The 14,730-nt window shown below is 33.8% G+C and carries 14 protein-coding genes; 12 read left to right on the forward strand and 2 right to left on the reverse strand.

Features of this window, described 5'->3' with window-relative positions; all coding sequences use genetic code 11:
* Window positions 1–34: 34 nt before the first annotated feature.
* Genes JMUB898_RS01960 through JMUB898_RS01970 form a run of 3 tightly spaced genes read left to right on the forward strand, consistent with a single transcriptional unit; the run spans window position 35 to window position 1,579 of the window.
* Complete coding sequence (locus tag JMUB898_RS01960; protein WP_002444394.1) at window positions 35–334, forward strand: DUF2316 family protein; 300 nt, start codon at window positions 35–37, stop codon at window positions 332–334.
* Window positions 335–346: 12 nt separating this feature from the next.
* On the forward strand, window positions 347–1,165 hold the full coding sequence (locus tag JMUB898_RS01965; protein WP_002444392.1) for an NmrA/HSCARG family protein: 819 nt from the start codon (window positions 347–349) through the stop codon (window positions 1,163–1,165).
* Window positions 1,166–1,201: 36 nt separating this feature from the next.
* The gene (locus tag JMUB898_RS01970) at window positions 1,202–1,579 is read left to right on the forward strand and encodes a VOC family protein (RefSeq protein WP_002444390.1); all 378 of its coding nucleotides are present in this window, start codon (window positions 1,202–1,204) and stop codon (window positions 1,577–1,579) included.
* Window positions 1,580–1,757: 178 nt separating this feature from the next.
* Here JMUB898_RS01970 and JMUB898_RS01975 read toward each other — a convergent pair whose 3' ends face one another.
* Together JMUB898_RS01975 and JMUB898_RS01980 are read right to left on the reverse strand one after the other, a co-directional pair.
* Window positions 1,758–1,988, reverse strand: a complete 231-nt coding sequence (locus JMUB898_RS01975) for a DUF896 domain-containing protein (RefSeq protein ID WP_002444388.1) — start codon at window positions 1,986–1,988, stop codon at window positions 1,758–1,760.
* A 219-nt stretch (window positions 1,989–2,207) separates the two neighbouring features.
* On the reverse strand, window positions 2,208–2,774 hold the full coding sequence (locus JMUB898_RS01980) for a TetR family transcriptional regulator (protein WP_002444386.1): 567 nt from the start codon (window positions 2,772–2,774) through the stop codon (window positions 2,208–2,210).
* A 250-nt stretch (window positions 2,775–3,024) separates the two neighbouring features.
* On the opposite strand from JMUB898_RS01980, the gene JMUB898_RS01985 reads away from it, so the two are divergent.
* The 9 genes from JMUB898_RS01985 (at window position 3,025) to JMUB898_RS02025 (ending at window position 14,720) form a co-directional block, all read left to right on the forward strand.
* A complete protein-coding gene (locus JMUB898_RS01985; protein WP_037541684.1) occupies window positions 3,025–4,422 on the forward strand; it encodes an amino acid permease in 1,398 nt (465 codons plus the stop codon).
* A gap of 457 nt (window positions 4,423–4,879) precedes the next feature.
* A complete protein-coding gene (locus JMUB898_RS01990) occupies window positions 4,880–5,938 on the forward strand; it encodes a PTS sugar transporter subunit IIC (RefSeq protein WP_002444382.1) in 1,059 nt (352 codons plus the stop codon).
* A 503-nt stretch (window positions 5,939–6,441) separates the two neighbouring features.
* Entirely contained in the window at window positions 6,442–7,848 is a 1,407-nt protein-coding gene (locus JMUB898_RS01995; RefSeq protein ID WP_002444380.1) for a polyphosphate--AMP phosphotransferase, read from the forward strand.
* A gap of 448 nt (window positions 7,849–8,296) precedes the next feature.
* Entirely contained in the window at window positions 8,297–9,001 is a 705-nt protein-coding gene (locus JMUB898_RS02000; RefSeq protein ID WP_002444378.1) for an aggregation-promoting factor C-terminal-like domain-containing protein, read from the forward strand.
* A 193-nt stretch (window positions 9,002–9,194) separates the two neighbouring features.
* On the forward strand, window positions 9,195–9,683 hold the full coding sequence (locus JMUB898_RS02005; protein WP_037541810.1) for a glycosyl-4,4'-diaponeurosporenoate acyltransferase CrtO family protein: 489 nt from the start codon (window positions 9,195–9,197) through the stop codon (window positions 9,681–9,683).
* Window positions 9,683–11,173: a phytoene desaturase family protein gene (locus JMUB898_RS02010; RefSeq protein WP_037541683.1), complete on the forward strand. Its 1,491-nt coding sequence runs from the start codon at window positions 9,683–9,685 to the stop codon at window positions 11,171–11,173. Before JMUB898_RS02005 ends, JMUB898_RS02010 begins: the two co-directional genes overlap by 1 nt.
* Window positions 11,174–11,179: 6 nt before the next feature.
* Window positions 11,180–12,301, forward strand: coding sequence for a glycosyltransferase family 2 protein (locus tag JMUB898_RS02015; RefSeq protein ID WP_044466419.1), 1,122 nt, complete (start codon window positions 11,180–11,182; stop codon window positions 12,299–12,301).
* Window positions 12,302–12,338: 37 nt separating this feature from the next.
* Window positions 12,339–13,202, forward strand: a complete 864-nt coding sequence (locus JMUB898_RS02020; RefSeq protein WP_126501893.1) for a phytoene/squalene synthase family protein — start codon at window positions 12,339–12,341, stop codon at window positions 13,200–13,202.
* Between the two features lie 12 nt (window positions 13,203–13,214).
* Complete coding sequence (locus tag JMUB898_RS02025; RefSeq protein ID WP_044466420.1) at window positions 13,215–14,720, forward strand: phytoene desaturase family protein; 1,506 nt, start codon at window positions 13,215–13,217, stop codon at window positions 14,718–14,720.
* Window positions 14,721–14,730: the final 10 nt, after the last annotated feature.

Consider the following 14,730-nt stretch of genomic DNA (forward strand, 5'->3'; position numbering starts at 1 on the left):
ACAATGAAATTATATGAAAGTGAGTGATTGACTCATGTCATTAAATAAAGAACAAAGACGTATCACTGCTATAGAATTACAAGAACATTTCAATGAATCAACGTTAAGTATGGAAGATATTGCTAATAAAATGAGTATTTCAGTAGAAGAAGTGGAAAAGGTATTGAACATGAATGCACCAAATGGTTTCTTTGGTAATCAACTTCAAAGATTTATTCATCTCGTTTGGGATATTCGTGATGTAATGAATTCAAATATTAAAGAAAATGGAGATACGCCTGAAGAATATACTTATTTAAAAGGTGAAAAAGAAGATTATTGGTTTTTACAATAGGAGAGAGATAAAATGACAAAAAGTATTTTAGTAATTGGAGCAACTGGTAAACAAGGTAATGCTGTTGTGAAACAATTGTTAGAAGATGGTTGGCATGTGCGTGCTTTTACAAGAAATAAAAATAATGAGAAATTAACGTCTATTGAGAATGAGCATCTTGAAATCTTCGAGGGAGATTTAAGCAACGAAGATAGTTTGGCTCAAGCAATGCAAGATCAGTATGGATTGTATAGTGTGCAACCAATTATTCCGGATAATGTTGAAGAAGAGTTAAGACAAGGTGAAATGATTATTGATACGGCCGAAAGACAAGGGGTCAATTATGTAGTTTATAGTACGGCTGGTGGAGTGAACCGTGATAGAACTGGCCCGCATTTTGAAGCTTTAGCCCAATTGGAAAATAAAATCAAAGCATCACGTTTAAATTTTACAATTATCAAACCTTCATTCTTTATGGATAATTTCTTAAGAATCACCAAAGTAGAAAATGGAGAAATTAAAATACCAGAGTTTATTAATCCAAATGTGAAATTTGCAATGATTTCTTCCATTGATATTGCTAAAATTGCATCCACATTATTCGAAGATGCAGAATCATACAATCATCAAGAATTAGAAATTGCTTCTGATGAACTTACTTTAAATGAAGTAGTGAAAACATTTGCGACGGTGACAGGCAAACCTACAGAAATCGAAGGGGCATTTTCAAGTGGTACTGCTGAGAGAAGCTGGCTTGAAGAAAAAGGATATGTTATTGATTTTGTACAAATGGAACGTATCAACCCAACGCGTTTAACACTCGATAAATGGATTGCCGAAGTAGATTTTTAGACTTTCTGTTAATCATCAAATTTAAGAGGTGAAGATATGATGCATTCAATGTGGTTTAATTTAAATGTTAAAGATTTAGACCGTAGTGAGCAATTTTTTAAAACATTAGGATTTGAAATTAATAAAAATCCTGACATGTTAGATAAGATGGTAGGTATTTCGATTGGCCAAACCATTGTGATATTAATAGAAAATAATCATTTCGAATCTGTATCACATCAAGAAGTTGACGCGCATCCTAATGAAGTAATGATTTCATTAGGGGTGAAAGAAAATAAAGAAGTGGACGAATTAGTAGAGAAAGTAGAGTCTGCAGGGGGAACGATTATCGATCCACCAGGAGTAAAGCAGGGTTATTATGGAGCAATGTTCGCTGATCCAGACGGACATAAATTTAACTTTCTAGTTTGTTAAGGTTAATAATTATTACATTAGAATTTCTACAGATTAAAATCTTAGTTGTTTAGAGGAATACAATAGACCAGGTCTATTGCATAAGAGTTTCTACAGATTAAAATCTTAGAAACTCTAAAAATATAAGTGGCGCCGTGTACATTATTTTAGTACATGGCGCCTTTATTTATACCACAAATTATTCTTGAATATTGCCATATTCTTTACGTAATTCGTAAACTTTGTCTGGTGTAACGTCTTGACCAAGTGGATCAAGTACTTTCATTGTTGAAAATGTTGTAAGTACTTGTCCACGAATCATTTTCAAATATTCTTGTCTTAATTGATGTTGTTCTTGTTTTTCTTCAATACTTAAACTTTCAACTTTTTCTTTATTTGCTAATTGATTAATTCTATCTAATAATTTCATAAATGAATATCCTCCTTATTTTCTAGGAATAAAACAACAGTTATTATCTATACAACACATGTTGTTTAAATTCAATATACGCTCATGGATGTTCTTTTACAACCAACATGCTCATATTAAAAGTTGCTTAAGCAACATATAATCATATGTGTTGTTTAAATGTATTAAAAAATAAAAACCACTCACAATGTGTGAGTAGTGGTTGTAAGCAAATAAAATTTAAAGTTGTGTAATATGTTGAATGAGGAAAGGAAGATTTTTCTTAATAAATGTTTCTGGCGTGAGTTTGCTTGTTTCTAACCAATGCTTAGCCAATCCACAAACACCTGCTGCTAAGAAACTTGCGCTATTTACCAGTATCTCTCGTTCATGACTAGGGAAACTATTTTCAAGCATAATAGTGAAAATATCCTCCAGTTCATTATTGATACGTTTATGCGCTTGATTACAGAATTCTTCACTGTTCATTTCGCAAGAATCTTGAACTTCAACCATATAATAGGCAATAGAAATAAATATATTAGAAAGAATTTCCTCATTAATTACTTCTGAAATATTTAAAGTATCGTTTAAATCCTTAAGAATAGTTACAGATAGTGTGTAATCGAGAATATCATATTTATCTGTAAAATGCGCATAGAATGTCGCTCTATTCACTGTCGCTTCATCGGTGATATCTTTAACACTTACTTGAGATAATTTCTTTTCTCTTGATACTTTTTGAAAGGCATTAACAAGTAATTTTTTAGTTCTGATAATACGAGGATCAATTTTAGTAGCGTCCATGTTTTCACCTACCTAACACGTGTTGTTTAACTTAATTAAATTATCTTCTCTAAATAGGCAGATGTCAACGAAGGAGATTCGATGAATACATAAGTATTTGATTGTTTTTAATTATTTAGGGTATTATAAAAATTACAAGAATAAATGATTTGATTTTGAGAAGAATTGTTTATTAGATAAAAAGGGGTATCTAATTATACATTAACATTCAGACATAAATATACTCCACGAAATGGAGAAGAATGAAGTTATGGCAGATAAGCTGCAAAGAGAATTAAGTAATAGGCATATTCAATTGATTGCAATTGGAGGCGCTATTGGGACTGGGTTATTCCTAGGTGCAGGTGCATCAATTCATTTAGCAGGACCTTCTATATTACTGACATATATTATAGTTGGTTTTATATTATTTATGTTTATGAGAGCAATGGGAGAATTGCTTTTATCTAATTTAGGATTTAAATCTTTTGGGGATATTGCGCATCACCATATAGGTTCTATGGCAGGATTCATGGTCGGTTGGACGTATTGGTTAACTTGGATTATTTCTGGTATGGCAGAAGTGACTGCTGTAGCAAAATATGTTGACTTTTGGTATCCAGAAATGCCGAACTGGATTACAGCTGCGGCTACAATATTAATTTTAGTTGCTTTAAACCTATTTAGTGCAAAGTTATTTGGAGAGTTAGAATTCTGGCTATCAATTATTAAAGTCATCACGATTTTTGCGTTAATCATTATTGGTATCGTTATGATTGTGTTTGCGATGAAGACACAATATGGTCCAGCAACAGTAACTAACATTTGGAAGGAAGGTGGCTTCTTCCCGAATGGTGCTTCTGGATTTTTCATGTCATTCCAAATGGCAATATTCTCGTTTATTGGAATTGAGTTAATAGGTATTACAGCAGGTGAGACAAAGGATCCACATACGACGATTCCTCAAGCAATTAATAATGTACCTTTCAGAATATTAATTTTCTACATTGGTTCGTTAGCTGTGATTATGTCAGTCGTACCATGGGATAAATTAAATCCTGATGACAGTCCATATGTAAAATTATTTGGACTTATTGGTATTCCATTTGCTGCAGGAATTATTAACTTTGTCGTATTAACTGCAGCAGCATCATCATGTAACAGTGGTATCTTTGCGAATAGTCGTACAATGTTTGGATTAGCAGGAAGAAAGCAGGGACCAGCGTTCTTACACAAGACAAATAAAAATGGCGTTCCATACTACGCAATTCTTGTGACTTGTGGATTATTAAGTATCTCAGTTATTTTAAATGCAATTTTTAAAGACGCAACGAAAGTATTCGTTCAAATCACTACATTTTCAACTGTATTAAATATCTTAATATGGGCAGTGATTATGGTCGCATATCTTGGTTTCTTGAAGCATAATCCAGAGTTGCATAAGGAAAGTAATTATAGAATGCCAGGCGGTAAATACATGGCTTATGGTATTTTAGTATTCTTTGCTTTCATTTTTGTGATTTTACTTATTAATAGTAGTACGCGTTTGGCAGTTCTTTCTATACCTGTATGGATTGGCGTATTATTCCTGATGTATCAAAAATATAAAAAAGAATCTCGTAAAACAGAGATTCCTACAGAAACTGAAGAAGACGTTGAAGAAGCATAATATTAATTGATAAATAAATTAAGACAATATAAAACAAAATCCCTAGTAGCGTTTTTGGGCTGACCGAATTCTCTACTAGGGATTTCTATATGTTTAGATTATTCTATCTTGAATTTTCGGCTCTATACTAAATAGGACCAATTTTTCTATTGTCATTAATGATGAATTTTAGATTTTCACGGACTAGATTGTATTACAAGTTACCCAGATTATTAAATAATTCGCTTTCTAGATAGTATTTTCTAAATTTGTAAAATTTATCCAAAAATAATTATCTAAATTTTCAGAAAAATATGATATACTATTGTTCATAGTCTTGAGAAGCGTGTATGAATTTTATTAGATATCCCTCTAAGTTTATTGCATCAAAGAATCATTTAATTGACTCATACATTGCCTATCAAGACTTCTGTTTTATATACATATTGATTACTTAGCATATTGGGAGGTTTAAGTCATGTCAGCGATTAGAAATATTGACGGACCAAAGGATTTTATTTTTAGAGTTTTATCAGGGGTAGCGATTGGGATTGTCGCGGGACTCGTTCCAAACGCCATTTTGGGAGAAATTTTCAAGTATTTTATGCAATATCATCCTATTTTTAAAACTTTATTAGGAGTCGTACAAGCCATCCAATTTACTGTACCAGCGCTTATTGGTGCGCTTATCGCAATGAAATTTAATCTAACACCTTTAGCTATCGCAGTCGTTGCGAGTGCCTCGTATGTTGGAAGTGGCGCAGCTCAATTTAAAAACGGTGCATGGGTCATCGCAGGTATAGGGGACCTCATTAATACGATGATTACAGCAGCAATTGCAGTGTTATTGATTTTACTTGTAGAAGAACGTGTAGGCAGTATGGCACTGATTGTCTTTCCAACAATTATTGGTGGATTGTCTGCTACTATAGGTGTGTTTACGTTACCATATGTAAGATTGATTACAACTGGTATAGGAAATATGCTGAACAGCTTTACTGAATTGCAACCAGTACTAATGAGTATGCTTATTTCAATGGTCTTCAGTTTTATTATCATTTCACCATTATCAACGGTAGCTATTGCGATGGCTATTGGTTTATCGGGAATTGCAGCGGGTTCTGCGTCAATCGGTATCGCTGCAACAGAAGCGGTACTTCTAATTGGAACAAGCCAAGTCAATCGCTTAGGTATTCCACTTTCTATTTTCTTTGGTGGAGTGAAAATGATGATGCCAAATATGGTGAAATACCCTGTGATTATGGTACCTATTTTTATTACAGCAGCTTTATCAGGTATTGCCTCAGGAATGATTGGTATTGGAGGAACAAAGGAATCGGCAGGTTTTGGATTTATAGGAATGGTAGGGCCAATTAATGCATTCAAATTTATGCACGTTGATTCACCATGGCTAAGTGTATTACTTATTGTCGTTGCCTTCTTTGTTGTACCATTTTTAGTTGCATGGATTTTAGATTTATTACTAAGAAAAGTCATTCGCTTATATTCAAATGACATATTTAAATTTATGGGATGAAAATGAGCATCCTGAACTGTAGACGAAGTGAGAATGCATATGGCAGACTTAAAAAACTATCTTAATAACGGAGTCGTATTTACTTAAATGCACGCTAAGTAAGATGATACCAATAGGAAATATTTTATTCTTAGTAGAAATACGTAGTATTGATGGCGACACGCCTGCAGGAATAGCATGCGTCTTGAGACTACTTGTAAGTCAGTTGATTTTTTAAAAGACAGGCTACGCAGTAGCTGATTGATGTTGAGCTAATGTAGGCTCAACATCTAATCATCCTTGCGGGGGTGATAATACGAATTCTTGAAATCTAGAATTCTGTATCACTCCCAAGCCATGCCCGCGGCAAGGGAGCTAAGCAATACGAAGTATTGATATATTAATCAGAGGTTGTCTACAGTTTTTACTCTTCAATGTTTAAGGCATTGGAGAGTTTTTTTATGTGCTAAAATTAACAATGATAGAGTTGCTTTTTGAATGTATCAAAAATAAAGGGTGAAACGATGTCATATAATATAGAAGCATTGCAATTAAAAGTAGCACAATTAAGCAGAAAGACACACGAATTAGGTATTCCTGTCATGATATTATTCGAAGGTGTGCCAGCTTCAGGTAAAACGCGCTTATCTAATGAATTATTACTTAACCTAGATGCTAAGTATACCGATTTTATAGCTACTAAATCACCAGAAGCTCATAATCTAAGATATCAATTTCTGCAAAAGTACTGGAATACATTACCGCAGAAAGGTAATATCAATATTTATTTTAGAAGTTGGTATTCACATTATCTCGACTATAAAGAGAATCAAATTAAACAGAATCAATATTCGAATTACGATGTTTTGATTAGACAAATTGATGATTTTGAAAATATGTTAAAAAAAGATAATTACGAAATCATTAAATTTTTCATCGAAATCAATGAAGAAAAGCGTCAAGAACATATTGAACAAACAAAAGAAAATCCATTAATGAAATGGAAAGTACAAGAGTATGAGAAAGTCATACCTCAAGACATTTACATAAGTGAAATGCGACAAATAATAAATGATAGTGATGATTGGAAGGTCATTGATTATACTGAAAGAAAGCAAGCAATCGAAAATATGTATCTACATATAATAGAAAGATTAGAATCTGCTATAGACAACTTTCAAACTCATGAAAGCGTTATCGATGGTAATTTTAATAAAAACTTTTCTACATCATTATTCGATATAGAAGTACCTAAAATTCATAAAAAAGAATACAAAGACCAAATGGAAATATTACAAAATAGGATGAGAGAACTCCAATTTGCATTATATGAACGTAAAATACCATTAGTTTTAGTATTTGAGGGCATGGATGCAGCAGGTAAAGGCGGAAATATCAAACGTATAAGGGAGAAACTCGATCCAACAGGATATCAAGTTCATGGTATAAGTGCACCGACTGATGTTGAAAAGAATCATCACTATTTATGGAGATTTGCAAAAGAAATGCCAAAATCAGGGCATGTAGAAATATTTGATCGGAGTTGGTACGGAAGAGTTCTTGTTGAGCGAGTTGAAGGATTTGCTGAACAAGCAGAATGGAAACGGGCTTACAAGGAAATTAATCAGTTTGAACAAATGTGGACAGATGAAGGAGCTTTAATTATCAAGTTTTTCTTATGTTTAGATAAAAAAGAGCAGTTAAAGCGATTTAAAGATAGAGAAAAGAATCCAGATAAACAATGGAAAATTACACATGAAGATTGGCGAAATAGAGAAAAATGGGATCTATACTTAGAAGCGAGTTACGATATGATTAAGCATACAAATATGAATGAAGCGCCATGGCACGTTATACCAGCAGATCACAAAAAGACAAGTCGTATTAAAGTACTACAAACAATCATTAATAGATGTGAAGAAGTGCTGTAAAACGATATCATGGATTTAATATCAAGATGATTTTCAAGGATTTTCTCTTTGAAAGTCATCTTTTTTTAGATGAATTGAGCAAAATTAGATTATAGAATTATTACGGTAGTGTAACAAAGTTGAAATCTGTAATATTACAGATAACTTAATAGTTGAGTCAAACCTATTAAAGAACTGATGTAAAACCACAAATATCGATGAAATTTTAAACGATTATTAAGGAATTATATGTTACAAAGCGATACATAAATATTTCAAGATTACAAAACTAAGTATGCATTGTAATTTTTTGTAAGGAACGTGTAATATACAAATGCATTTTTTATGGTATAGTGAATACCGTCAAAAGTTAACAAAAAACATTTTCAATATCGCACAACGAAATTTAAACACTAAGAATATAATTTACAAATTTTAATTTTAAAACATATCTGGAGGATTTTATATTATGAAAAAGACAGTTATCTCTACATCATTAGCTTTATCTTTAGGAGTTGCAGGTTTTGCATTAACAGGTCACGAAGCACACGCTTCTGAAGCTACAAACGTAGATCAAGCTCACTTAGCTGATTTAGCTCAAAACCACCCTGATCAATTAAATGCAAAACCAGTTCAAGCTGGCGCATACGATATTCATTTCGTAAACAATGGTTTCGAATACAACTTCACTTCTAATGGTACTAACTGGTCATGGAGTTACCAAGCAGCTGGTTCTCAATCTTCATCAGCTGACTACACTCAATCATACAACCAAGAAAGTTCAAACCAATCAGTAAGTTCTAATACACAATCAAGTAACACTAATGTTGAAGCTGTTTCAGCGCCAACTACTAGTCACCATAACTACAGCACTTCAACTACTTCATACTCTGCACCATCTTCAAGCTCAGCTTCAACTGGTGGATCAGTTAAAGCTCAATTCTTAGCTGCTGGTGGTACTGAAGCTGCTTGGAATGCTATCGTAATGCCAGAATCAGGCGGTAATCCTAACGCAGTAAACCCAGCTGGTTACAGAGGTTTAGGTCAAACTATGGAATCATGGGGTACTGGTTCAGTAGCTTCTCAAACTAAAGGTATGATTAACTACGCTAACAGCCGTTACGGTTCATTATCAAATGCAATTGATTTCCGCGCTAGCCACGGTTGGTGGTAAGATTTAATTTATAACTGGATAGCACAATCGAGTTATAAATGTTCGAGGATGACATCAGTCATCCTCTTTTTTTATGCAATTTTTTAATTGTGTTGAATAAAGTAACTTAAGCGTTTCATGCCTTATATCGAAGGGAATATAAACGAATAACTATCAATCGGTTTCTGTATCTTTTAAAGAAAGCTGTGAAATGATGAAGAACATTAAAAAGTTAGCTCAATTAGTGATTTTACATAGTGTTTTCTGGTTTTCAGTACAGATGAGTATCGCACAATTGGGAACTCGCATACCGTTACGCTTCTTTGATAAGAATGCGCACTTTTTTCGTCCTTTTCAATGGGAAAAAGGTGGTCAAATTTGGGGCGATACACTCCAAATAAGTAAGTGGAAAAAATTGATCCCTGAAGGTACAAAACTCAATAGTGCGATTTATGATAAAAGTGATTTAACTAATAATATAGAAGAAACACGTCATTTATTATTGGAAATGAGAAGAGCCGAATTAGTTCATTGGTTATCAATGGTTCCTCTGATTGTGTTCATTAAGACATCTAAATACATAAAATATATCAATTTATTGTATGTCGTATTTAGTCATGTACCTATCATTATTGTTCAGAGATATAATCGACCGAGAATTGAACGATTCATTCGTTTAGTTGAAAAGCGAGGGAAGAAATGATGACAAAGTCAGTTATTGTTATAGGTGGCGGATTAGGTGGTATAGCCGCTGCAATACGAATGGCTCAAAGTGGCTTCAACGTGAAATTATTTGAACAAAATAATCATATTGGTGGTAAAGTCAATCGCTTAGATGAAAGTGGATTTGGTTTCGATTTAGGACCGTCAATATTAACGATGCCTTATATCTTTGAGAAATTATTTAATTACAGTGATAAAAAGATGTCAGATTATGTCGAAATTGAACGTTTACCATTGCAGTGGAGAAATTTCTTTTCAAATGGTGAAACGATTGATCTATATGAAAATAATGAAGCTACAGTATTAAACAACGTGCAATTGAATGAGAAGGATAAAGCAGAACTTGATCGATATTTTAAATACACTGAACGTATTTATCGTTTTACGGAAAAGGGGTACTTTAATCATGGCCTTGATACATTACCTGAAATATTAAAATATCATGGACCATTGAAAGCGTTACATGGTTTTGATTACTTTTCAACGATGCAACAGGCCATTCATCGATATATTTCAAATCCGAGATTAAGAGAAATATTGGGTTATTTCATTAAATATGTAGGTTCATCATCTTATGATGCGCCAGCTGTGCTTTCAATGTTATTTCATATGCAACAAGAACAAGGATTATGGTATGTCAAAGGAGGCATACACCACTTGGCTCAAGCATTAGAGCAACTTGCGATTGAAGAAGGCGTAGAGCTTCATACGGGAACATCTGTGAACAATATTAAAACGTATCATCATAATGTCACTGGTGTACGTCTTGCTAATGGTGACATCGTTGAGGCTGATTACATTATTTCGAATATGGAAGTCATTCCGACATACAAATATTTGCTTCATTTTAGTCAACAAAAGATCGATCAACTTGAAAAGACATATGAACCAGCGAGTTCAGGGTATGTGATGCATTTAGGTGTCAATCGATCATATCCGCAATTGGCACACCATAACTTTTTCTTTTCCAACGATTCTAAACGAAATTATGATGAAGTCTTTCATCAAAAAGTGTTGCCACAAGACCCTACCATCTATCTTGTGAATTCGAACAAAACTGATTTACAACAAGCGCCTGATGAGTTTGAAAATATTAAAGTATTACCGCATATTCCATATATTCAAGATAAACCCTTCAAAAAGGAAGACTATGAAGCGTTTAAAACACGTGTATTAACTAAATTAGAAAAAATGGGACTCACTGATTTAAGGAAGCATATGATTTATGAAGATATGTGGACGCCAGAAGATATTCGCCAACACTATCACTCTCATAGAGGTGCCATTTATGGTGTGGTGGCTGATAAAAAGAAAAACAAAGGCTTCAAATTCCCTAAGCATAGCAAGTATTTCGACAATCTGTTCTTTGTAGGAGGATCAGTAAACCCTGGTGGAGGGATGCCAATGGTAACGTTAAGTGGACTTCAAGTCGCTGATAAAATTAATGCAATCGAAGCTCAGAAGGAGTGATCGTAGTTGAAAATGATACAATTCATACTTACTATACTATCTACGATTTCACTCATATGTGGTCGACTTATATTTAATCAAAGACATCGATTACTATCATCGCAAAGCCCTATTATTCATAGTAATGAAGTCACAATTATTATCCCAGCGAGAAATGAGGAACGTCGGCTACCTCATTTGCTTCAATCATTGCAAGGGCAACAAGGTATTTATGAAGTGATTGTGATGGATGATGGTTCTAAAGATAACACAAAAGAGATTGCACAAACATTTGGTGCGACAGTGTACGAGACAGAACAGAATTTCGATAGACAATGGTTTGGTAAATCCCATGCCTGTTATCAAGGTGCTACAAATGCACAATCAGAGCTATTAATGTTTGTAGATGCAGATGTAACGTTTGGTCATCCCCATGCGATTGAAAAGATATTAAATACGTATCGCAAACAACATAATCATGGATTACTCAGTGTTCAACCTTTTCATGAAACGGGTAAGTTTTATGAGAGTTTATCAGCAATTTTTAATTTGATGACGGTTGTCGGGGTGAATCAGTTCTCAAGTTTAGCTCGTCAATCTAATAACGATATTGCTTTTGGTCCTATTACATTAATGCATCGAGATGATTATTTTAAAACGGATGGACATAAAAATGCACAGCATTCAATTATTGAAGGTTTTGCTTTAGGAGAAAAGTTTGAAAGTGTACAATTACCTGTAACGGTTTACGAGGGTGGAAACGATGTTAAATTTCGGATGTATGAAGACGGTATTCAATCGCTTATACAGGGGTGGACGAAACACTTTTCAGTAGGGGCAAATAAAACACAACCGCAAATCATGTTAGCTATTGTTATGTGGTTAATGGGTTCAATCACGTCCACTCTAACACTATTGATAAGTGTATTTACCAAGCCTGCATCAAGAATTGTGTCTTACCTATTCTATGTTTTATACACGTGCCAATTTGTACGATTACATCGAAGAGTGGGTGCTTTCTCAATGGTATTGCTCATATTACATCCGGTATTATTTATCTTTTTCATATTTATCTTCGCAAATTCTTGGCGACATACGCATTTTTCTAAAAAGGTCGAATGGAAAGGTCGTTCATTTAAAATAAATTAAAAAGTAAACAAATCTCATAACAATTAGGAGGAGAATCATGACAACGAATGAAGAAAATTTTAAATATTGTCATCAAATTATGAAAGAACATTCTAAAAGCTTTTCATATGCCTTTGACTTCTTGCCTGAACAAGAACGTCAAGCAGTATGGGTGATATATGCAGTATGTCGAATTATAGATGACAGTATTGATGTGCATGAAAATCCTCAAATACTAAAAGATATTCATGAAGATATTTCATATATTGAAAACACAATTGATATCAGCCATCACGAATTTAAAAGTAATCAATCTATTATGGTAGCACTATATGTTGTTTCACAACACTACACGATTGAGTACCAATCATTTTATAACCTGATTCAAAGTGTTTATGAGGATCAGAACTTTGAAATGTTTGAAACGGACGAAGCACTTTTAAATTACTGTTATGGAGTTGCAGGAACAGTAGGTGAGGTCTTAACACCTGTACTAGCTCAGTCACCGAATAAGGAGACGTATGCTACCGCACGTAAATTAGGCGAAGCGTTGCAAATCACTAATATTTTACGTGATGTAGGTGAAGACTTTGAGAATGGCAGAATTTACTTTAGTGAAAGTAGTCTTGCGCGCTTTGATGTCTCCATTGAAAATGAATTCAACCATCGCATTTCAAATCAATATATTGATTTATGGGAATATTTTGCAGCAATCGCAGAAGATGATTATGAAATAGCGTTGTCGAATATTGACACTTTTAATAAAGAAGCCCAACCCATTATAGAATTAGCAGCAGTGATATATCGCGCTATTTTAGATGAAGTAAGAAAAGCGTCTTATACTTTACATCGTCGTGTCTACGTTTCAAAGCTTAATAAAGCGAAATTATATAGAAAGATTAAAAATAAATATCAGTTATAGGTGGAATGTGGTATGAATATTGCTGTGATAGGTGCAGGTGTCACTGGCTTAGCAGCGGCAGCTAGACTTGCTTCTCAAGGAAATCGTGTAACCATCTTTGAAAAGAATAATCGTATAGGCGGGCGAATGAGTCAATTCACGAAAGATGGTTTTACGTTTGATATGGGGCCATCTATTGTGATGATTCCAGAAGTATATAGAGCAGTATTTGAAGAATGCGGTAAAAATTTTGAAGATTATGTGGAAATGGAACAGTTGCCATATATCTATGATGTATATTTTGGGAAAAATGATAAAGTACGCGTACCGACAGATTTAGCAGAGTTACAAGAAACGCTAGAAAGTATTGAACCTGGTACTACGCATGGCTTTATGTCATTTTTAACGGATGTTTATCAACGTTATGAAATTGCGCGTTATCATTTTCTAGAGAAAACATACAGAAAGGCTTCAGATTTCTATAACTTGGAATCCATCATTCAAGGTTTGAAATTAAAAACGTTAAATAATGCTGATAATTTAATAGAAAATTATATTGATAATGAACGTATTCAAAAATTACTGGCATTCCAAATGCTATATATCGGAATCGATCCCAAACGAGGCCCTTCATTATATTCGATTATTCCAATGGTCGAAATGATGTTTGGCGTCCACTTTATTAAGGGAGGCATGTATGGCATGACGCAGGGTTTAGTTCAATTAAATAAAGATTTAGGCGTTGAAATACAACTCAATGCTCAGATAGATGAAATCATCATTGATCCTAAGTATAAACAAGCGGATGGCGTGAGAGTCAATGGCTTAGTGCAACGATTTGATAAAGTCCTGTGTACTGCAGATTTTCCTTATGCTGCAGAGAAGTTAATGCCGTCTCACTCTCGAGTTAAAAAATATAAACCTAGTAAAATTGAACGTTTAGATTATTCTTGTTCTGCATTTATGATGTATATCGGTATAGATAAAGATATTACTGATGAAGTCATGCTTCATAATGTGGTCTTTTCTAAGCGATTTCGACAAAACAATGATGAAATATTTGGCGGTAGGATATCAGAAGACCCATCAATTTACGTTTATGTGCCAGCAGTTGGAGATTCAAGTTTAGCGCCGAAAGGTAAGACTGGATTGTATATTCTAATGCCTACACCTGAATTGAAGACTGGTCAGATTAATTGGAAAGATGAATCAATCATTGAACAAGTAAAAGACATTATTTATCATCAATTAGAAACGATTGATGCGCTAGAAGACGTGAGATCACACGTTATTTCTGAAACTGTATTTACGCCTATTGATTTTGAAAAGGAATACAACGCAAAATTTGGTACAGCGTTTGGTTTAATGCCTACATTAGCACAGAGTAATTATTATAGACCACCGAACGTTTCAAGAGATTACAAAGATTTATATTTTGCAGGAGCAAGCACACATCCAGGAGCTGGTGTACCCATCGTGCTTACAAGTGCTAAGATTACAGTGAATGAAATGTTAAAAGATATTGAGAATGGTGTTTAAAAGAGAAGAT

This window comes from Staphylococcus caprae, assembly GCF_003966625.1.
In the GTDB taxonomy this organism is placed as follows: domain Bacteria; phylum Bacillota; class Bacilli; order Staphylococcales; family Staphylococcaceae; genus Staphylococcus; species Staphylococcus caprae.

Bases quoted from the DNA above. Each gene is read 5' to 3' on its own strand.
- JMUB898_RS02000 (WP_002444378.1), top strand. From the start codon at position 8,297: ATGAAAAAGACAGTTATCTCTACATCATTAGCTTTATCTTTAGGAGTT.
- JMUB898_RS02010 (WP_037541683.1), top strand. From the start codon at position 9,683: ATGACAAAGTCAGTTATTGTTATAGGTGGCGGATTAGGTGGTATAGCC.
- JMUB898_RS01985 (WP_037541684.1), top strand. From the start codon at position 3,025: ATGGCAGATAAGCTGCAAAGAGAATTAAGTAATAGGCATATTCAATTG.
- JMUB898_RS02025 (WP_044466420.1), top strand. From the start codon at position 13,215: ATGAATATTGCTGTGATAGGTGCAGGTGTCACTGGCTTAGCAGCGGCA.
- JMUB898_RS01960 (WP_002444394.1), top strand. From the start codon at position 35: ATGTCATTAAATAAAGAACAAAGACGTATCACTGCTATAGAATTACAA.
- JMUB898_RS02020 (WP_126501893.1), top strand. From the start codon at position 12,339: ATGACAACGAATGAAGAAAATTTTAAATATTGTCATCAAATTATGAAA.
- JMUB898_RS01965 (WP_002444392.1), top strand. From the start codon at position 347: ATGACAAAAAGTATTTTAGTAATTGGAGCAACTGGTAAACAAGGTAAT.
- JMUB898_RS01995 (WP_002444380.1), top strand. From the start codon at position 6,442: ATGTCATATAATATAGAAGCATTGCAATTAAAAGTAGCACAATTAAGC.
- JMUB898_RS01975 (WP_002444388.1), bottom strand. From the start codon at position 1,988: ATGAAATTATTAGATAGAATTAATCAATTAGCAAATAAAGAAAAAGTT.
- JMUB898_RS01970 (WP_002444390.1), top strand. From the start codon at position 1,202: ATGATGCATTCAATGTGGTTTAATTTAAATGTTAAAGATTTAGACCGT.
- JMUB898_RS01980 (WP_002444386.1), bottom strand. From the start codon at position 2,774: ATGGACGCTACTAAAATTGATCCTCGTATTATCAGAACTAAAAAATTA.
- JMUB898_RS01990 (WP_002444382.1), top strand. From the start codon at position 4,880: ATGTCAGCGATTAGAAATATTGACGGACCAAAGGATTTTATTTTTAGA.
- JMUB898_RS02005 (WP_037541810.1), top strand. From the start codon at position 9,195: ATGAAGAACATTAAAAAGTTAGCTCAATTAGTGATTTTACATAGTGTT.